This window comes from Geomonas paludis (assembly GCF_014193585.1).
GTDB classification, from domain to species: Bacteria; Desulfobacterota; Desulfuromonadia; order Geobacterales; family Geobacteraceae; genus Geomonas; species Geomonas paludis.
In genome coordinates, this window is the sequence record NZ_BLXY01000002.1 from 329,969 (window position 1) to 348,842 (window position 18,874).

Consider the following 18,874-nt stretch of genomic DNA (forward strand, 5'->3'; position numbering starts at 1 on the left):
CCCGTATCGATCTTCGTGTGCCGGAGCCGTAGCAGCGCCGGGCGCATGTTCCCCTACCCTGTTTATCGGCGGTGCAGCCCGCATTCCTTATGCTCAGGGTTCTCCCACCACCACCGTCCGGCGCGGGCGTCTTCGCCCGGCTGGACCGCGCGGGTACAAGGGGCGCAGCCGATGGAGCGATACCCCTGCTTCAGGAGGCGGTTCTGCGGCAGGCGGCGCTCCTGGACGAAGTCCATAAGCTGCGCCTCGCTCCAGTCCAGCAGCGGGTTGAGTTTGAGGATGCCGCCGTTCAACTGGTCCAGCTCGATGGCCTTCAGGTCGGTGCGGGTGACGTTGTGTTCGCGGCGCATGCCGGTGATCCAGCCGGCGAGCCCTTGCAGCGCGCGCCCCAGCGGTTCCACCTTGCGGATGTGGCAGCACTCGTGGCGGTTCTCCAGCGATTCCCTGAAGGAGAAGAGCCCCTTCTCGCGCTCCAGCTTCTCGACGGCCTCGTGCTTCGGGAAGTACCAGTCGATCTGGATGCGGTAGCGTTCGGTGAGGGCGTCGGCCACCTCGTAGGTTTCCTCGTTGAGCCTGCCGGTATCGAGCGCGAAGACGCCGATCTCCAGACCGGCCTCCTGGGCAAGCTCGATGATGGCGACGTCCTCCAGCGAGAACGAGCAGGCCAGTTTCACCGGCCCTTGGGCTGCTTCAAGGCCGAGACGAAGGATCTCCTGGGCGGTTGCGTTGGCGGGGACTTCAGGCACAGCGTTCATGGGTGCGTCCTTTCAAGATACGGTTCGATTGCGCGATCGAAGTGATAAAACCCCAGATCCGAGCTTGTGTGACGTTGTAGCTTATTCAACCAAAGCAGTCAAGAAAATTTATCTTAATTGCACAGCTAACAGCTAGGTTTTTGTATTACCTTGTTTCCGCCACTGGCAACCGGACAACACATGGCACTGTAACAGGCTGATTATGCGCAAAGATTTAAGGCACCGCGCTATCAGCCGCGGTGCCGTTCTGGAGCAAGCAATGGTGGGATAGTGAACCGTGGGGAGCAGTGACAGAAGAAGATACTACAGCTATGTCAGTGGGAAATGGTGATGACTCCCCGGACAGCTTCAGTGCGAGTCGTGCAGCACCCGGATCGCTCTCCAGGCGCCGGAGCGAAAACGCAGCGACCAGATTACGGCGGTAAAGAGGACGAAGCAGGTACCGAGAGTCCACTCGGCGATCAGGCCGGGCATGAAGCTGTCGATGAGCCACAAAAGCAGCAGGAATCCGGCGGAGGAGTACACGAAGGTGCGGGCGACCCAGTTGGTGTCGCCGGCTGAGGAGAGCACGCAGCCGGTCATCACGTTGGCGGCGTCGAACAGGCAGTAAAAGGCGACGAACTTCATGATCAGCGTCCCGGTCTCGACGATACGGGCACTCTCGGGGCCGTGACCGGCGAACACGGAGATGAGCGGGGCCGAGCAGGTGGCGAACAGCACGGCCATGATCAGCATCCAGACCTCGCATACCAGCAGCGACTGGGAGGCGATGGCCGGAACCTCGTCATCCTCCCCTGCCCCGCGGGCGTGTCCCACCAGGATGCCTGCCGCCTGGCCGAGGCCGAGCGCGGGAAAGAAGGCCATGCCGTTGATCCGGAAAGCGATGCTGGAGGCGGCCAGTTCCACCGTCCCCAGCCGTCCCAGCACCACCAGGAAAAGGGTCCAGGCGAGCAGTTCGCCGCTGATGCGCAGCCCCATGGGCATGGCGAGTTTCAGGAAGCGGCCGAGCTCGACCCGGTCCAGGCGCCTGGCGCTACGGTCGGAGCAGCCGCGGCCGACGACGAAGATGGCGGCGTAGAGGATGGCGGCCACCGCCTGGGCGGAGACGGTGGCAAGCGCGGCGCCGGTGATGCCCAGGCGCGGGAAGCCCCAGACGCCCAGCACCAGACCCCAGGCCAGGAGGGCATTGATCACGAAGGAGAAAAAGGTGACCGCGGTGACGATGGCCGGGCGCCCGATGCCGGAGAGCCAGCCGGCCAGTGCGGAACCGAGCACCGGGAAAAGCGAGCCCGCCATGCAGATGGTGAAGTAGCTGATCTCGTCGGCGGCGACGTCGGGCGTGTGCCCCGCCAACAGGAAGAGTTGGCCGATGGGCCAGGCGACGGCCAGGGCGAGGATGCCGGAGGCGAGCGAGGTATGGATGCCGAGCCAGGCCGATTTGCGCACGCCGGCGGCGTCGCCGCGGCCGTGGTTGTGGGCCACGAAGGTGCCGGCGTACCCGGCCGTGCCGAAGAGAAAGCCCTGGAACAGGATCACCGCCAGCCCGGCGGGGCCGATGGCCGCCACCGCGGCGCTGGAATGCCGGGACAGGACGATGGCGTCCACGATCTGCATCAGGGTGATGGCCGAGGTGGAAAGTATCATGGGGCCTGCCAGTTTCAGCAGGCGCGGAACGTGGTTGGTCACTGGACGGGGCTACCTTTCAGAGTCGGAATCGCAGCATGTGGCTCGTCCACACATTCTCCGGCGGGAGCCGGTCAGATCCGCAAAGATAACGCCAACAGCCTGAGAAAACAAGGAGGGAAAACGAGATGACGATGCCGGGAGGTATTGCATCAAAGCTTTCTTGCACGGGGAGGAAGATCTGAAAACAGTCAAAGCGGAAGGGAGGAATTATCCCGTACGGATGATTCCTCTTCATTTTGCATGATAGCGTGGCATCAATGCAAAAAAACTGCTATAACAAGTCCATTGTTGACCGATATGTGTGCTTATATCCTGCTACTAACTTCCATCCTATACCACTCCCAAAGGAGGAAACGTATGTCCGTACCAAGAATGAGCTGTTCGCTGACTGCTCTGTCTGTCATAGCCTTGTTGACAGCGCATGGCGTACTGGCAGGCGAGACCGCACCGGCCAAGGCGAAGGTAAAAGAGGTGAAATCGTGCGCGGTCTGTCACAAACCTGCCGAAGGACAACTGCGCGGCTTCTTCGACAACGTGGCCATGAAGTCGCAGACCATCCAGCTAAAGTTCGACGACGGTGCCGAGGTAGTGGCCTTCGACAAGGACACACTCAATGTCGTCAACGCAGCCGTGCCGGGGAACCTGGAGAAGTCGCTTCGGGCCATCAAAAAGGGCCACGAGGTGCGGGTGGCGTACGTGGCAGGGAGCAACGGCATCAAGAAAATCAGCGAGATCTCCATCAAGCCGGCCATGAAGGTGCCCGCCGAAAAACAGCTGAAGGTCGAGCAGGTGGAAAAGCTCATCGCCGGGAAGGAGAAGTACACCCTGGTGGACGCGCGGCCGACTCCCAAGTTCCAGGAGGGATCCATACCGACGGCCATCAACATCCCCTACCCCGCCTTCCAGAAGAACCTGGACAAACTCCCCAAGGACAAGGGGGAACTGCTGGTCTACTTCTGTGCCGGCGTCACGTGAGCGCTCAGCCCCTCTTCCGCCCGTGAGGCGGAAAAGCTCGGTTACACCAACGTAAAGATCTTCCACGATGGCATCCCGGAATGGAACAGCCGCAACTTCACGGTGCTGAAGGCGAACGCGTTGAAGGAAGCCTGGCTGGACAAGGACCTCTCTTTCGTGCTCCTCGATGTGCGCCCCGAAGGCGAGGCGCGCCAAGGCTTCATCAAAGGTGCCGCCAACGTGCCCGAGCAGGCGCTCGACCAGACCTTGGCGACCTTTCCCAGCAAGGAACTGAAACCTCCCATCGTGATCTACGATGCCAAGGGTGACGGCAGCGCCGAACGGGTTGCCATGAAACTGCTCAGGGCAGGATACCCCGGTCCGCGCGTCCTCTCCGGCGGCTACGCCGCCTGGCAGGGCGCAGGGTACGCGGTGGCCACAGGCACACCGGCAGATCACGTAAGCTACGTCCCCAAACCCAAACCAGGCACCATCGCCGTCGCTGATTTCCGCACCTTTGCCGCGGGCATCCCTTCCGGGGTGGCGGTCGTCGACGTTCGCGGCAGCGATGAAGTGGAAAAAAACGGCCTGATCAAGGGAGCCGCCAACGTCCCGGCCGACGAGATCGCGGACCGCCTGGCAGAGATACCGCGGGACAAGAAGGTCGTGCTGCACTGCTCCACCGGTGCCAGGGCGGAAATGGCGTACACCATCCTGAAGGAGAAGGGATACCAGGTCCAGTACCTGGACGCCACCATAACCACCAGCAAGGACGGCAGTTTCACAATCAAGTAGCAGGTCACGGCAGGAGAATTGGTACGCCCCGGGCAGGGTTACTGCCCGGGGCGTACTTTTTCGAGATTCCCGCATTGTCACAGGGGAAATCAGGAGTACCCTTTTCAGGGTCTGCTACAAAAATCTCTGACTGGAGTACGAGATATGAAAGCAATAATCCTCCTGGTTGCCTATCTCATCCTGACGAACCCAGGCTTCGCGGCCGATACCAAGTCTCAGTGTGTCATCTGTCACAGTGACAAAGCCATGATGAAGAAACTGGGGGCTGAATCACTGTATCTGGACCCGGCCCAGGTAGACCGGGAGGTCAGGATGCCGGGTGCCACCTGCGTCGACTGCCACCTGGGTGATGGCGGGAAGGCCGACAAGGAGGGAGCACACCAGGGGATGGTGCGGCCTTTCCTGGTGGGGGTGGGCCCGAAGCTGAAGGGACAGGCACTGTCCCGCGAAGCCGCCGGGGCCTTGAAGGCGCTGATGCCGCGGGCCAATGACATGGAGAGCATGATACCCGAAGGGGATGCGGCTAAATTCGCCGCCGCCGGGATCAAGACGGTCGCCAACATCCACTGGCAGGACCGTGACCCGAACAGCTTCGCCTTCTCACCGGCGGTGGCGGAGAAAACCTGCGGCAGGTGCCACGCCCAGGAGGTGAAGGACTACAGCAGCTCCGAGATGGGGCGCCTGAAGCACCAGAGATCGTACCGCAGTTGGTCGGAGCAGCTCCCGGGACCCCAGAACTGCGGCATGTGGTTCGGCCAGAACTACGACAACCTGAAAGGGCAGACCGCCGTGCCGTACAGCGAGGCGCAGAACGCGGCGTCGGACCGCAGCTGCAACATGTGCCATCCCGGCTGTAACGACTGCCATTTCAAACCGCACGCGGGCAAGGGAAGCCACAGTTTCGGCCTCCCCGATACGGCCAGCTGCTACGGCGGCGGACGGGGGAGCATCTGCCATGCCGGTCCCATGGACCGCAGACGCGGCGCCGGTTTCTTCCGCGGCGACTACTCGTTCCCGCCCAACCTGCCCCAGGACACCCATTTCAAGGCCGGGCTGCAGTGTACCGACTGCCACAAGCCGGTGAACCACAAGTTCGGCCATCTCGGATCCGACAAGGCGCGCGCCTCGTGCGGCAACTGCCACGCCGACATCGTCCAGGCGCTGGCCAGTTCGGTCCATGGCAAGGTCGACTGCGCGGCCTGCCACGTCACCCTGGTGGGCGCCTACCAATACACCTTCTGGGGACCCGGCATGACCTTCGGCGTGGAGACGCCCTACGGCAAGCACAAGGAGTACTACGGCACCCGCGACCTGCCCACCATCATCAGGAACGCGGACGGCCGCTGGATCGGCGTGAAGCCCTACCCGATGGCTGTGATGAACCAGACCCGGGAGCTGGCGCCGACCGGGCTTTTGTTCCGGGCCATCCCGAAAAGGGAGATTCCCGGGAACCCCGCCATCGGCGAGCCGGCGCTCTTCGAGGCGGTACGCGGCGTCCGCGACGTCAACGACGCCTACATCGGGGTCGGCACCCGCAGCGACCTGCCCTCGGGGAACAAGGCCATACTTTGGGTGCAGATGGACAAGATGAGCCACGCCATCGGCAAACCGCGCGGCTGCAGGACCTGCCATGACTCCTACGCGCAGGTGGGGAAATCGCAGTGGAGCTATTTTGAAAAATCTGACGTAAAGAAGGCGTTCAAGGGGAGCTATACGGTGGTGGCGGACCGGGACGGCATGCGCTTCACCGATCAGGTGTGGGAGAAGCCGGAAATGGCGGGCACCCGCAAGGTGGAGGACATCGCGCCCTTTACCCTGCTGCCGTCAACCGCCTGGGACGTCAAAGGGATCGATTTCTCGCTTCCCTACGACCAGCAGAAGACCGATGCCGCCCGCAGGGAGCTGGATGCCTTCCTGGCTGGTTATATAGCCGCTGGTGCGGAGGCGAAGAAAATCAGGAGCATAGCCTACCACAACCTGGCGCTGGCAAAAGCGATGCTGAAGCAGCGCTAGCCGCCGGGCGGGCAAAGAAGAAGGGCGCGCTTCGTGTGAAGCGTGCCCTTTCCTCGCTACCGGCCATCGGTCCGGCCCAAGGGACTGGCTCCGTCAGGTGCCTGTCCCTCTAGCCACCAGAGAGAAGCCGGTTTAGTGCCTGTTCAGCACGCGCAGCGTCTCGTTGGCTTCCTGGAGCTTCTTCTTGAGAATCTTCAACTCCTCGACGGTGTAGGTGCTGGCACCCTTCTCGTTGATGGCTACCTGCAGCTTTTTGATCCTGTCCTGAATGCTGTCGACCTGGTTGTTGCAGTCCTTGATGAGCATGGCGCACTCTTTCTCACACTGCGCGTCACCGGCTTTGTGCATGGAGCCGTGGTTGGCGGCTTCGTCAGCCAGGACCGGGGTTGCTGCTGCGAAAAGCGATACTGCCATAAGGACCAAGAGTTTCTGTTTCATAGTTACTTCCTCCTTTAGTAGGTGGTCATGCTAAGCGCTTCATTGCGCTTGCTGACCTACATAGAGCATCGGCCGTGCCAACTCCATAACTGGTTGTAAATACACAAATATTCACAACCAACAACATTAAAGCTAGAGAATATTCGACAACACTCGTGGCATATTCGGCAGGAAGCAAGGAGCAAAGGACGGCGGAATATTTCCAAGAAGCGCGCGCCGGCAAACTGTGTCTGACCAACCGTTTGCAACTGGCATGAACAAAAGCGCCCCCTGCGGTGATACCGCAGGGGGCGCAGTTTGCCGAAGTTTTTTATCGGTCAGGCCGGAATGCTGACCAGCGAGACCACCAGTTTCCTCCCCTCCGCATCACAAAGGACGTCCAGGCTCACCTCGCGGGCATCGACACCGGCCTCCCTGCGTTTGATCCCCATCCGGTCGACCACGAGCGTCTCCTTGCCCAGCCACAGGTGCTCCTCGGCCCGCCCCAGCACGTCGGCAACCACACCGAGATAGACGTCCAGCATCTTGTCGTCCTTCCCCATCGCCAGCAGTTGCGCCTCGATGTCCGCCAGCCTTTGCTCCAGTCCGGCAACGTCGGTCTCTCGGCCGGAACGGGGGTCGAAACCAAAGCCGCCGCGCTGCAGCAGGGAGAGCTTCGAACTCAGCAGGATCCGGTGCTTTTCCAGGTTCCCCCTTCTCGTCTTCAGCTCCGTGATCCTTCCTAAGGCGATACGCAGCAGGTGGTCGTAGGCCCGGCGCTTCAACTGGTAACGGGTTTCCTCCTCGTTGCCGTTCAGGTCCATGAGACGGTGCGCCTCGAAGCTCACCGACACCTGCGGCACGTCGCGCAGCACCACGTCGCCTGACAGCGATGCCCCAAGCGTCATCCGCTCCCGTTTTTCCATGAGCAGAAGAGCGGTGGCACCGTGCTGATGATTTCCGCGCTTGCCGCGCAACTGCACCAGGTTGGGCTCGTGCTTGAGAAAATCGCCCATCTCGGAGGCGGTAAGGAAATAGGTGCGCAGGTTGGGATTACTGTCGTAGCTTTGCGGGTCGAGGGGGAGGACCGGCCCGGTGCCGTCCACCAAGGCCACCACGTGGTCGATGGCGTGAATGACGGCGGGGCGGAGCTTTTTCTTGTAGCCGAAGACGGCACGGATCCAGGGATCTGTGCCGTCCACTGCGCGTTCGATGGCCTTGTTGACCAGGGAATCGGGCACGGCACCTGACTTGGTGCCGCGCCGGAAGATGGAGTGTAAAAACCTCAGCAACTGCCGCCTCCGGATTTACTTCGTCTCGTTGGTCTGACTGATGTCGTAGTCGCGCTTCATTGTGTACAGGCTCCTGATCAGCTCGTATTCGAAAGGCGAACCGGTCTGGCGATACCTGAAGGGGGTGCGGTGCCTCCTATCCACGGCATAGATGCCGGAATAGGCGTAGGTGAAGGTGGTGTCGTTGATCCAGGCCACCGGCCCCAGGTAGTTGGAGGTGGCCAGGTCCGCGACCAGCCCGGTGGTGTCCCGGACGTTGGAGGCGCCCAGCACGGGAAGCATCAGGTAGCTTCCGCTGCCCGCGCCGTAGTGCCCCAGGGTGAGCCCGAAATCCTCGGTCTGGCGCTTGAGTCCCATCTTCTTCGCCTGGTCCCACAGCCCGCCCACGCCGACAGTCGAGTTGATCACGAAGCGGCTCACCGTGATGCCGGCGGCCTTGAGATTGAACTGCATGAGGTTATTAGTCAAGTTCGTAAATTCACCCAGGTTGTCGATGGCATCGGAAACTCGGTCCTCCAGGTAATTGGGCATGATGAACTCGTAGCCGCGCACCACCGGACGATAGAGGTATTCGTCGAAATAATAGTTGAACCGGTAGCTGCCGCGGTTGAATCCCTCGACCTCATCCTTCACTTCCAGCATGTTGGGCTGCCCCGGCTTCACCAGGTCCTCGTAGCGTCTAAGCGGCGGCTCGACCGGACCGGTCACTATGGGCGCGGTGCTGCAGGCGGAGAGGAACAGCAAAATCAAAAGCGGCACCAGGAGACTCCCCCTCGTTACGGCACGGCTGCTGCGCGTTACTGTCCCATGAGACGTCGAGCAAGGCATGTGATCGGCGTGCGTTTTCATGATCACTCCTCCTTCCCTTTGAGGAAACCGGTGATGGCGGAGGCCACGTCGGGCTGGAACATGTTGCCCATGTGTCCGCCGCTGGGAAAGATCCAGGCCCGGTCGCCGAAGACCCGCTGCAGGTACTCGATGTCCCCGGGGACCAGGATGATGTCGTCCTCGTTGTGAATCAGTCCGAACTTCTTGGAGCTCTTCAGGTATGCCTCCATGCCGCGCAGGCTTTCGCGCTGCAGCAGCGCCTCGCGGGTGAGCCCCGGTTCCTGCTTCTGGTAATGGGGGAAGAGCCACTGGTCGAAGTAGTCCGCGAAACTGGTCTTGTAGGCGACGATGGCGTAGCGGGTCAGCGAGGTCGTCGAGGTGAGGCGGACGTTCTTCGGCACGATGTACCCCCCGCCGTTCATGACGTCCGCCGTGAAGATCATGTCCGCCGCGTTCATGCGCGCCGTGAGCCCGATCAGCGCTGCCAGGTTGCTCTCGCTGGGCTGCATCCGCTTGTAGGTGCGGTACATGGATTCGCCGCTCAACCCGCCGGGGCCCCACGACTCAGCGAGATGCATGGTCTCGCTGAAGACGCCGCGGAACCAGTTGTCGAAGTTGTCCATTCCGCCGGGGACGTTCTCCACCAGCAGCCGGTCCAGGGCCGACACCGAGTCGTACAGGCAGACCGGCGGATTGATCATGAGCACGCGCTTGAAGTTGAAGCGGTGCTCCTGGTCATCCTGCCTGGCGACGAAGGCTGCATCGAATCCCCCCAGGCTGTAACCGGCCAGCAGGAAGTCGGACACGTCGACCCGGTGCCGGACCTTCTGATAGGCAAGCTCCATCACCCGGTACAGGTCCCTGGCGTCCTCGGAGGCGATGCCGGGGAGCCCGCTGGCGGCGTTGACGACGAAGTCCATGTGGGTCGGCGAGGTGATGGAGATGACGTGGAAGCCGGCCTGGTACAGCACCTTCTGCAGCTTGAGCATGCGCGGCACGTCGAAACGGGAGCCGGAACCGGCGACCAGGAACACCAGCGGAGCCTTGCGATCCTGGTAGACCAGCGAGCAGGGAAGTCCCTTTTCGTACCAGAACACCTCGGGGATGTCGCGCTTCGGGAAGGGGCGCACCACGAACTCCTCGACCGGGACCTGCTCCGGCAGCCGGACTTCGAACTGCTTGGGGAGTTCCATCACCGTCGCCTCGTACGGGTTGACGAAGGGATAGAAGTAGGACTGCGGGGGCGCCGCGGCGGCAGACCGGGCGGCAAGGAGGGAAACAAGCAGCAGAGCAAGGGCAAGTAGACGTTTCATGGGTACCTCCCCACTGCCGGCCGTCAGGGCATCAGGCCGGACTCTTTGAAGTAGCGCGCCGCTCCGGGATGCAGGGGGATCACCGTGATGCGGGCGGCCTGCTCCGGGGTCAGTTCCTGGAGGATGGGATGCTGGCGCCGGAACAGGTCGAAGTTGCCCAGGATCTCGCGCACCACGCGATACACGGCTTCATCGGACTGGTCGGAACTGGTGAAGAGCACGGTACGGACGCCCAGGCTCTGGACGATGCCGCTCCCCTGCACGTTGGGATAGAACCGCATCGGGATGACCACCGGCGCCAGCAGCTGGTTGTTCGAGGTCACCTGCTTGATCAGGGTGTCGTCCAGCGGGACCAGCAGCACCTTGCGCTTGCCGGAGCTCGCCTCCAATACGGTGAGGTTGGGGTGCCCCACGATGCAAAGGTAGGCATCGATGTCCCCTTTTTGCAAAAGTTCCGGGGCCAGCGCCGTGGAGTGCTGCGTCGTGATCACCTCGCCGGGGTTGAGCCCCGACATCTGCAGCAGGGCGCCGGCGTAGGTGTTGTCGATGGAGCCGGGGGCGCCAATGTTGAGTCTCTTACCCTTGAGATCCGGGACGCGCTTGATGCCGCTGTCCACCGCCGCGACGATGGTGACGGTGGCCGGGTACAGTCCCAAGACGGCCCGCAATCCGCCGCGCGCCTTCCCTTCCCAGGGACGCACCCCCTGGGCCGCCCTTTTCAGGAGCTCCGTCTCGGCGATGCCGAAAGAGGCCCTCCCCTCGGCCACCGCGTCTATGTTGGCGACCGAACCGGCCGAGGCGACCGTGGCGAGTTTCATGCCGTAGGCGGCGCTTTTGCGGTTGAAGACCTTGGCGGTTGCGCTGGCAGCCGCGTAGTAGGAACTGGTGGTGGTGCCGGAGGAGATGGAGAAGGATTGCAGCGGGGCTGCAAGGAGACGGGAAGGTGCAAGCGGTAACGATGCAACTGCGAGGAGCGCCAGGAAGCGCGCGGCAGGTCGGCAACCATGCATAGGGTCCCCCCGTGAAGCAAGTTTGAGCAACAAGCCTAAGTTATACCATTTTTTCGCAGCGAGGCAGCAAAGGAGTGACAGGGTCCACGGTACTGCTTCCCGGGGTTCATCCGCAAATTCCTGGGAAATGTACGAGGCTGATCTCCCCCTCCCCTGACGGGAGGGGGACGGGGGGTGGGTGAAGCCGCAAGCTGTGGAAACGATAGCCAGTTCCCCCACCCCCTACCCCCCTCCCGCAAGGGGAGGGGGGACCCAAAGCAGTACTCACCGGAATTCTCTTAAGAAGCTGCCCCGGGCCGGGGAGTTGCTGCCTTACTTGCTGCCGCCCCCCAGCACCTTGTACAGGGTCACCATGTTGTTCAGGCGCGCGAGGCGGGTGGTGATCAGGCTCTGCTGGGCCGCGTACAGCGAGCGCTGCGCGTCCAGGACGTTCAGGTAGCTGTCCACGCCGCTCTGGTAGCGGGCCTGGGAGAGACGGAAGGTCTCGGCGGTGGCACCGGTGAGCGATTGCTGCGCCGCCACCTGCTCGTCGATGGTGCCGCGCTGGGCCAGGGCGTCGGCCACTTCGCGGAACGCGATCTGGATCGCCTTTTCGTACTGCGCCACGGCTATGTCGCGATCCACCTTGGCCACGTCGAGGTTGGCCTTGTTGCGCCCCCCCTCGAAGATGGGGACCGAGATGCTCGGTGCGAAGCTCCAGGCGAGGTTGCCACCCTTGAACAGGCTCACGAGCTGGTCGCTGCCGAACCCCACGCTGGTGGTCAGGGCGATGCGCGGGAAGAAGGCGGCGCGCGCCGCACCGATGTTGGCGTTGGCCCCTTTCAGATTGAACTCGGCCTGCAGGATGTCAGGACGGGAGAGGAGCACGTCCGAAGGAAGCCCCGGCGCCACGTCCTTGACCGCGGTCAGCGCCCCGGTCAGCGACTTGGGCAGGAGATCCTGCGGGACGTCGGAACCGACCACCAGGACGAGGGCGTTCAGGTCCTGCGCCACCTGGGTGGTGTAGCGGGCTATGTCCACCCGGGCGGAGTCGACGCTCGTCTGGGCCTGCTGCAGGTCCAGGGCCGAGGAGACCCCGGCTTCGAACCGGCTCTTGCTGAGGCGGTAGGACTCCTGCTGGTTGGCCAGGGTGTCCTTGGCGAGTTGCAGGCGCTCCAGATCGGAGCCCAGGGTCAGGTAGGCGTTGGCCACCTGGGAAACCAGGGTGATCTGCACGCTGCGCCTGGCCTGCTCGGTAGCAAGGTACTGCTCCAGGGCCTGGTCCTTGAGGCTCCTGATCCTGCCGAACAGGTCCAGTTCGTAGGAACTGATACCGACCGAGACGTTGTAGGAGTGCCCCACGCCGCCGTTGCCGTTCTGGGCCAGGTCGTCGGCGGTCTTTCGGACGGCAAACGCGCCGTCACCGGTGACCGTGGGGAGGAGGTCGGCGCGTCGGATCTGATACAGGGCGCGGTAGCGGTCCATGTTCAGGACCGCCACCTTGAGGTCACGGTTGTTGTCCAGCGCGAGGCCGATCAGTTTCTGCAGCTGGGGCTCGACGAAGAACTCCTGCCAGGGGATCTCCGCCAGCGGCTTCTGCGCCGCCGCTTCCGCCTTGTAGGAGGGGCCGGCGGGCCAGTTGTTGGGGACCGGAGCCGCCGGCTGGGTGTATTTGGGTGCCATCGAGGCGCACCCTCCCAGGAACAGGAAGGCGGCCAGGGCAAGAGGTCTGGCGATCGTGCGTGTCATGCTAGTGCACCTCCGCAGCGGCAGCGGCTTTTCTGGCCGATCCGTGCTTCTTGGAGAACATCTTCGTCACCATGACGAAGAAGAACGGGATGAAGATAAGGTCGATGAAGGTCGCCGACAACAGGCCGCCGGTCACCGCGGTGCCGATGGCGTTCTGGGCGCCCGCCCCCGCCCCCTTGGTGAGCGCAAGCGGCAGCGTGCCGAAGAAGAAGGCCAGCGAGGTCATGATGACCGGACGGAGCCTGATCTTGACGGCGGTCAGCGTCGCCTCGACCAGTTCGTGCCCCTGGTGCAGCTGGTCCTTGATGAACTGGATGATCAGGATCGCGTTCTTGGTCGACAGGCCGATCGTGGTCAAAAGACCGATCTGCAGGTAGATGTCGTTGGGGAGCACACGCAGCGTCACCGCGGTCACCGCGCCGACCAGGCCCAGCGGGAGCATGAGCAGGTTGACGAACGGGATGCTCCAGCTCTCGTAGAGGGCCGCGACGGCCAGGAAGACGACCAGCAGCGAGATGGCGTAGAGGGCGGGCGCCTGCCTGCCCGCGTTCTTCTCCTCGAAGGAAAGGCCGGTCCACTCGTAGCTGATCCCCGGGGGGAGCTTGGCGGCCATGGCCTCCATCTCGGCCATCGCCTCGCCGGTGGAGATCCCCTTGGCGGCGTTGCCCATGATCTCGGTGCTCGGGATGCCGTTGTAGCGCTCAAGGCGCGGAGAGGCGTGCTCCCACTTGGCGGTGGCGAAGGCGGAGAAGGGTACCATCTCACCCTTGTCGTTTCTCACGTACCACCTGTTGATGTCTTCGGGCACCATGCGGTAGGCCGCATCGGACTGCAGGTACACCTTCTTCACCCTGCCGTTTTGCAGGAAGTCGTTGACGTAGGAGGAGCCCCACGCCGTACCCAGGGTGTTGTTGATGTCGGAGAGCGACACGCCCAGGGCGCCTGCGCGGACGTCGTCGATGTTCAGCTTGAACTGCGGGGTGTCGTCCTGGCCGTTGGGGCGCACCGCCATGAGCTTCTTGTTCTGGCTGGCCATGCCCAGGAGCTGGTTCCTGGCGTCCATGAGCGCCTGGTGCCCGAGGCCGCCGCGGTCCTGCAACTGGAAGTCGAAGCCGTTGGCCTGGCCCAGCTCGACAACGGCCGGCGGCGAGAAGGCGAAGGCCATGCCGTCACGGAACTGGGAGAAGGCGCCCATGGCGCGGCCGGCAACGGCGGGCGCCTTCAGGTCCGGGGTCGGGCGCAGCTTCCAGTCTTTGAGTTTGACGAAGGCAAGACCCATGTTCTGGCCGCGACCGGCGAAGCTGAAGCCCGCCACGGTAATGAGCGAGTCGACCGACTTCTTCTCGTTCTCCAGGAAGTGTTTCTCCACCTTCTCGAGCATCTTGATGGTCCGCTCCTGGGTGGCGCCCGCCGGAAGCTGGATCTGGCAGACGATGAAGCCCTGGTCCTCGTCCGGCAGGAACGCGGTGGGGAGGCGCAGGAAGAAGAAGACCATGGCGCCGACCAGGCAGCCGTAGAAGACCAGGTAGCGCAGCGGCTTGCCGAAGGAGTTGCCGACGATGGACTCGTACTTGTGGCGCGCCTTGTCGAACATCCTGTTGAACCAGCGGAAGAAGCCGCAGTACCACCCGGACTCGCACGGCTCGTGCCCCTTCATCACCGGCTTCAGCAGCGTGGCGCACAGGGCGGGGGTCAGGATCTGGGCGGTGAGCACCGACAGGATCATGGCGGAAACGATGGTGATGGAGAACTGGCGGTAGATGACGCCGGTGGAGCCGCCGAAGAACGCCATCGGAATGAAGACCGCCGAAAGTACCGTGGCGATGCCCCATAGGGCCGAGGTGATCTGCCCCATCGACTTGACCGTCGCGTCGTGTGGCGAGAGCCCCTCCTCGGTCATGATCCTTTCCACGTTCTCGACCACGACGATGGCGTCGTCGACCAGCAGGCCGATGACGATGACCAGTGCGAACATGGTCAGGGTGTTGATGGAGAAGCCGGCAGCGAACAGCACGCCCAGGGTGCCCAGCAGAACGACCGGGACCGCGATGGTCGGAATCAGGGTGGCGCGGATGTTCTGCAGGAAGAGGAACATGATGATGAAGACCAGGCAGACCGCCTCCATCAGGGTCTTGACCACCTCCTCCATCGAGATCTTGACGAACGGGGTGGTGTCGTACGGGTACACGACCTTGGCGCCGGCCGGGAAGAACTTCTCCAGGTCCGCCATCTTGGTCCTGACCCGCTCCGCGGTGTCGAGCGCGTTGGCGCCGGCGGCAAGCCTGAGCGCCATGGCCGCCACCGGTTTCCCCTTGTAGCGGGCCAGCGTGTCGTAGTTCTCGGTGCCGATGTCGATCTTGGCCACGTCCCTGAGCTTCACGGTGGAGCCGTCGGGGTTGGTGCGCAGCACGATCTCCTGGAACTGCTCCGGGTTCTGCAAGAGAGTCCGGGCCGTGATGGTGGCGTTCAACTGCTGCCCCTGCATGGCCGGCATGCCGCCGAACTGGCCCGCGGACACCTGCGCGTTTTGTGCCTGCAGCGCGGTGGTAACGTCGTTGGGGGTCAGCTTGTAGTTGTTCAGCTTGTCGGGGTTCATCCAGATGCGCATCGCGTTCTGGGAACCGAACACGGTCACCTCGCCCACCCCCTCGACGCGGCTGATGATGTCCTGGACGTTGGACACCATGTAGTCGGTCAACTGATAGCGGTTGAGGCTGCTGTCCTCGGAGACGATGCCGACGATCAACAGGAAGTTACGGGTGGATTTCACCACCTGGACCCCCTGCTTCTGCACCACCTGCGGCAACAGCGGCGTGGCCAGCTGCAGCTTGTTCTGCACCTGGACCTGGGCGATGTTGGGATCGGTCCCGGCCTTGAAGGTCAGGTTGATGGATACCGCGCCCGCGGAGTCGCTGGTGGAGGACATGTAGAGCAGGTTGTCGATGCCGTTCATCTTCTGCTCGATCACCTGGGTGACCGTGTCCTGCACCGTCTGGGCGGAAGCCCCCGGGTACATGGCGTTGACAGAGATCTGCGGCGGCGCGATGGGCGGGTACTGGGAGACCGGCAGCGACTTCATGGCCAAAAGGCCCGCCAGCATGACCGCGATGGCGATGACCCAGGCGAAGATGGGTCTGTTTATGAAAAACCTGGACATGGAATAAGCTCCTTGAAATCCGTTCAACGTTCAACGTTCGACGTTTACTTCACATCGACGAGAGTGGCTGTTTTAGTGGTCGCGCCTACTTCTTCTGGGGCTGTGCCGGGGCTGCCGGGGCACCGGGGGCTGCCGGTTTGCTGCCTGCGGCGCCCTGGCCGCCCTGCCCTGCGGCTGCCGGAGCGCCCTGCTGCGGGCCACCCGCGCCGGGGCCACCCGCGCCGGGACCACCCTGCCCTTCGGGGGACTGGAACGGCACCACCTTCACCTGGGTGCCGGGACGCGCCTTCTGCAGACCTTCCAGGATCACCTTCTCGCCTCCCTTCAGGCCGGAGCTGACCAGCCAGGCGTCACCCACGGTGCGGGCCACCTGGATCGGCCTCGGCTCGACCTTGTTGTCGGCGCCCACCACCATGACGACGGCCTGGCCGGCAGCGTTGCGGGTCACGCCGCGCTGCGGGATCAGGATCGCCGCCTCGTTGATCCCCTCTTCCAGTACCGCACGCACGAACATGCCGGGGAGCAGGGTCTGCTTGGGGTTCGGGAAGACGGCGCGCACGGTGATGGAGCCGGTGCTCTGGTCCACGGTCACGTCGGAGAACTTGAGCGAACCGGTCACCGGGTACGGTGTGCCGTCCTCGAGCAGGAGCTTCACCCGGGCCTGGCCCGCCTGGTCGCGCTTCAGAAGACCGGTGGCGAGGCTGCGGTTCAGCTTCAGCATGTCCGAGCTGGACTGGGTCACGTCGACGTACATGGTGGAGAGCTGCTGGATGGTGGCCAGCGCGGTCGGCTGGCTCGCGGTCACCAGGGCGCCGTCGGTCACGGTGGAGCGGCCGATGCGGCCGGAGATGGGGGCGGTCACCTTGGTGTAGGCAAGGTTGATGCGCGCCGTCTCCACTGCGGCCTTGGCGGAGGCGACGTCGGCCTCGGCCTGCTTGAGCGCGGCGTAGGCGGCGTCGTAATCCTGCTTGCTGACCGCGTTGATCTTGACCAGTTCGCGGAAGCGCTCCTCTTTTAGCTTGGCGGGGAGCACGTTGGCCTCGGCGCGCGCCTCGCCGGCCTTGGCGCTGGCGTAAGCGGCCTGGTAGGTCGCGGGGTCGATCTGGTACAGCACCTGGCCGGCCTTGACGTCGCTCCCCTCGGTGAAGACCCGCTTCAGGATGATGCCGCTCACCTGGGGACGGACCTCGGCGATCAGATACGGGGAGGTGCGCCCCGGGAGCTCGGTGGTCAGTGCCACGCGCTCGGGCTTCACCTCGATGACGCCCACCTCGGGGGGCCCCATGGGCGGGCCGCCGGCCTGCTGCTGTTTCTTGCCGCACCCGGAAAGAAGCAGGGAGCCGCTCAGAACTACGACGACGGATAAAAACTGTGCCCTGTACTTGATCTGCATGAAAACACCTCGTTTGGTTGGTTGCTGCCCGTATAAAAGGTCACGCGGGCGCTGGGGCCCGCCGTTGTTTATTTGCGTCTAAAGGAAACTATCAGCACGATGCCGCCCCAGGTAAGGGCGAACAGGATCAGACAAAGCTTCATCAGCATGAATAACCTCTCCTATCAGGAATGAACGATCCGTCAGCTAGCGGCGCAGGGCGTCCCAGCAGGCCCCGACCACCTGCTCGATCAGGGCATCGTCCAGCTTGATGAAGCCAAGGATGTGGTCGCGACAGATATCCACCAGCGGGCCGAAGAAGAGCGAGAAAAGGATGGCGAGCTCGAGCGGCTTGAAGATCTGCTGCGCCACCGCCTCGTGGAACAGTTCGCTGATGATGTCCTTCTTCTGCTGGCCGAAGATCTTCTCGCGGCGGTGGTCCACGCCGTACGGGGAGTTGTGGAACTGCTCGACGAAGCGCAGTTGCAGCGGCTCGTTGATCAGGTGGCGCACCAGCGCGGTGCCGATGTGCACCAGGCGCTCGCGCACCGGCCCGTGCTCGGGATACCCCTGCATCATCACCTCGACGAAACGCTCTTCCACGTTCTTGTAGATCCAGCGGATCAGGTCGTCCTTGTTCTCGAAATAGCGGTAGATGGTGCCGGCGCCGACGCCGGCCTTCTCGGCGATCATCGCCATGGGGGCGCCGTGGAAGCCCTGTTCGGCCACCAGTTCCAGCGCTGCCTGGATGATCAGGTCCCGCTTCTCGGCACACTTGTCAGACTTGTCACACTTGTGGGTTTTATCCATTGTTTCTCTCCTACGGAATGACCGTTCATTCCCTTATATGCCCCTCGCTGGATGCTGTCAATAAGGCAAAACGGCAAAAACGATTAAAAACAGGTTAAAATGAGGCGCCGGGCGGCCCCGCAGCACTCACCAGGGCGGGTTTGACTGGAAGAGGGTTTTGGAGTAGATTTGCGCCTCTGTCACAACCAAGCCTGTCATCTCACTGAGAAGGGAAAGCCATGATCGAACTGTTACGCAAACGCCGCAGCATACGAAAATTCACCGATGAGCCGGTGTCCGCCGAAGCCGTCGAGACACTGATCGAAGCCGCCCTGAGAGCGCCGGCGTCGCGCAGCCTGAACCCGTGGGAGTTCATCGTCGTGGACGATGCCGGACTGCTGCAGCAACTCGCCGCCGCCAAACAGCACGGCTCCGAATTCGTGGCGCGGGCGCCCCTGGCCATCGTGGTCTGTGCCGACAGCACCAAGTCCGACGTCTGGATCGAAGACTGCTCCATCGCCGCCATCCTGGTCCAGTGCACCGCCCTGTCGCTGGGGCTGGGGAGTTGCTGGGCGCAGATCCGCGAGCGCAGGCACGACGCCCAAAAGAGCGCCGAGCAGTACGTCCAGGAACTGCTGGGACTCCCGGAGCAGGTAAAGGTCGAGTGCATTCTCGGGATCGGTCACCCCGCCGAGCGCCCGCGCCCCCTGCCCGCCGAGAAGCTGCAGCGCGAAAAGATCAGGCGCAACCGCTGGGCCTGACGCC

At 63.1% G+C, this 18,874-nt stretch carries 14 protein-coding genes; 3 read left to right on the plus strand and 11 right to left on the minus strand.

What is annotated here, in order from left to right; all coding sequences use genetic code 11:
- Window positions 1–62 precede the first annotated feature (62 nt).
- Both H7687_RS06985 and H7687_RS06990 read right to left on the minus strand, forming a co-directional pair.
- Entirely contained in the window at window positions 63–755 is a 693-nt protein-coding gene (locus H7687_RS06985) for a phosphoadenylyl-sulfate reductase (protein WP_183346341.1), read from the minus strand.
- A gap of 348 nt (window positions 756–1,103) precedes the next feature.
- Complete coding sequence (locus tag H7687_RS06990) at window positions 1,104–2,441, minus strand: MATE family efflux transporter (RefSeq protein WP_246404673.1); 1,338 nt, start codon at window positions 2,439–2,441, stop codon at window positions 1,104–1,106.
- Between the two features lie 372 nt (window positions 2,442–2,813).
- Between H7687_RS06990 and H7687_RS06995 the strand changes: the two genes are divergently transcribed.
- A complete protein-coding gene (locus H7687_RS06995; protein WP_183346904.1) occupies window positions 2,814–4,190 on the plus strand; it encodes a rhodanese-like domain-containing protein in 1,377 nt (458 codons plus the stop codon).
- 144 nt (window positions 4,191–4,334) lie between these two features.
- On the plus strand, window positions 4,335–6,203 hold the full coding sequence (locus H7687_RS07000; protein ID WP_183346342.1) for a cytochrome c3 family protein: 1,869 nt from the start codon (window positions 4,335–4,337) through the stop codon (window positions 6,201–6,203).
- 132 nt (window positions 6,204–6,335) lie between these two features.
- Here H7687_RS07000 and H7687_RS07005 read toward each other — a convergent pair whose 3' ends face one another.
- The 9 genes from H7687_RS07005 to H7687_RS07045 all read right to left on the minus strand — a co-directional run bounded on the left by H7687_RS07005 (window position 6,336) and on the right by H7687_RS07045 (window position 18,130).
- Window positions 6,336–6,641 carry a hypothetical protein gene (locus H7687_RS07005; protein ID WP_183346343.1) on the minus strand — a complete coding sequence of 102 codons (306 nt, stop codon included), beginning with the start codon at window positions 6,639–6,641 and terminating at the stop codon, window positions 6,336–6,338.
- 317 nt (window positions 6,642–6,958) lie between these two features.
- Entirely contained in the window at window positions 6,959–7,912 is a 954-nt protein-coding gene (locus H7687_RS07010) for a hypothetical protein (protein ID WP_183346344.1), read from the minus strand.
- Between the two features lie 15 nt (window positions 7,913–7,927).
- Window positions 7,928–8,671, minus strand: a complete 744-nt coding sequence (locus H7687_RS07015) for an MlaA family lipoprotein (protein WP_246404676.1) — start codon at window positions 8,669–8,671, stop codon at window positions 7,928–7,930.
- 92 nt (window positions 8,672–8,763) lie between these two features.
- Entirely contained in the window at window positions 8,764–10,053 is a 1,290-nt protein-coding gene (locus tag H7687_RS07020) for an alpha/beta fold hydrolase (protein WP_183346346.1), read from the minus strand.
- 23 nt (window positions 10,054–10,076) lie between these two features.
- On the minus strand, window positions 10,077–11,063 hold the full coding sequence (locus H7687_RS07025; protein ID WP_183346347.1) for a TAXI family TRAP transporter solute-binding subunit: 987 nt from the start codon (window positions 11,061–11,063) through the stop codon (window positions 10,077–10,079).
- Between the two features lie 312 nt (window positions 11,064–11,375).
- Window positions 11,376–12,791 carry an AdeC/AdeK/OprM family multidrug efflux complex outer membrane factor gene (gene adeC / locus H7687_RS07030; RefSeq protein WP_183346348.1) on the minus strand — a complete coding sequence of 472 codons (1,416 nt, stop codon included), beginning with the start codon at window positions 12,789–12,791 and terminating at the stop codon, window positions 11,376–11,378.
- A gap of 1 nt (window position 12,792) precedes the next feature.
- Window positions 12,793–15,948, minus strand: a complete 3,156-nt coding sequence (locus H7687_RS07035; protein ID WP_183346349.1) for an efflux RND transporter permease subunit — start codon at window positions 15,946–15,948, stop codon at window positions 12,793–12,795.
- Between the two features lie 85 nt (window positions 15,949–16,033).
- The gene (locus H7687_RS07040) at window positions 16,034–17,341 is read right to left on the minus strand and encodes an efflux RND transporter periplasmic adaptor subunit (protein ID WP_183346350.1); all 1,308 of its coding nucleotides are present in this window, start codon (window positions 17,339–17,341) and stop codon (window positions 16,034–16,036) included.
- A gap of 186 nt (window positions 17,342–17,527) precedes the next feature.
- On the minus strand, window positions 17,528–18,130 hold the full coding sequence (locus H7687_RS07045) for a TetR/AcrR family transcriptional regulator (RefSeq protein ID WP_183346351.1): 603 nt from the start codon (window positions 18,128–18,130) through the stop codon (window positions 17,528–17,530).
- Window positions 18,131–18,348: 218 nt separating this feature from the next.
- Here H7687_RS07045 and H7687_RS07050 point away from each other — a divergent pair, with 218 nt between their 5' ends.
- Window positions 18,349–18,870: a nitroreductase family protein gene (locus H7687_RS07050; RefSeq protein ID WP_183346352.1), complete on the plus strand. Its 522-nt coding sequence runs from the start codon at window positions 18,349–18,351 to the stop codon at window positions 18,868–18,870.
- The last annotated feature ends 4 nt before the right edge of the window (window positions 18,871–18,874 follow it).

What these genes read in the sequence shown, in the direction of transcription:
- H7687_RS07020 (WP_183346346.1), bottom strand. Translation starts at nt 10,053, where the DNA reads ATGAAACGTCTACTTGCCCTTGCTCTGCTGCTTGTTTCCCTCCTTGCC.
- H7687_RS06985 (WP_183346341.1), bottom strand. Translation starts at nt 755, where the DNA reads ATGAACGCTGTGCCTGAAGTCCCCGCCAACGCAACCGCCCAGGAGATC.
- H7687_RS07050 (WP_183346352.1), top strand. Translation starts at nt 18,349, where the DNA reads ATGATCGAACTGTTACGCAAACGCCGCAGCATACGAAAATTCACCGAT.
- H7687_RS07045 (WP_183346351.1), bottom strand. Translation starts at nt 18,130, where the DNA reads ATGGATAAAACCCACAAGTGTGACAAGTCTGACAAGTGTGCCGAGAAG.
- H7687_RS07005 (WP_183346343.1), bottom strand. Translation starts at nt 6,641, where the DNA reads ATGAAACAGAAACTCTTGGTCCTTATGGCAGTATCGCTTTTCGCAGCA.
- H7687_RS07040 (WP_183346350.1), bottom strand. Translation starts at nt 17,341, where the DNA reads ATGCAGATCAAGTACAGGGCACAGTTTTTATCCGTCGTCGTAGTTCTG.
- H7687_RS07035 (WP_183346349.1), bottom strand. Translation starts at nt 15,948, where the DNA reads ATGTCCAGGTTTTTCATAAACAGACCCATCTTCGCCTGGGTCATCGCC.
- H7687_RS07025 (WP_183346347.1), bottom strand. Translation starts at nt 11,063, where the DNA reads ATGCATGGTTGCCGACCTGCCGCGCGCTTCCTGGCGCTCCTCGCAGTT.
- H7687_RS07000 (WP_183346342.1), top strand. Translation starts at nt 4,335, where the DNA reads ATGAAAGCAATAATCCTCCTGGTTGCCTATCTCATCCTGACGAACCCA.
- adeC (WP_183346348.1), bottom strand. Translation starts at nt 12,791, where the DNA reads ATGACACGCACGATCGCCAGACCTCTTGCCCTGGCCGCCTTCCTGTTC.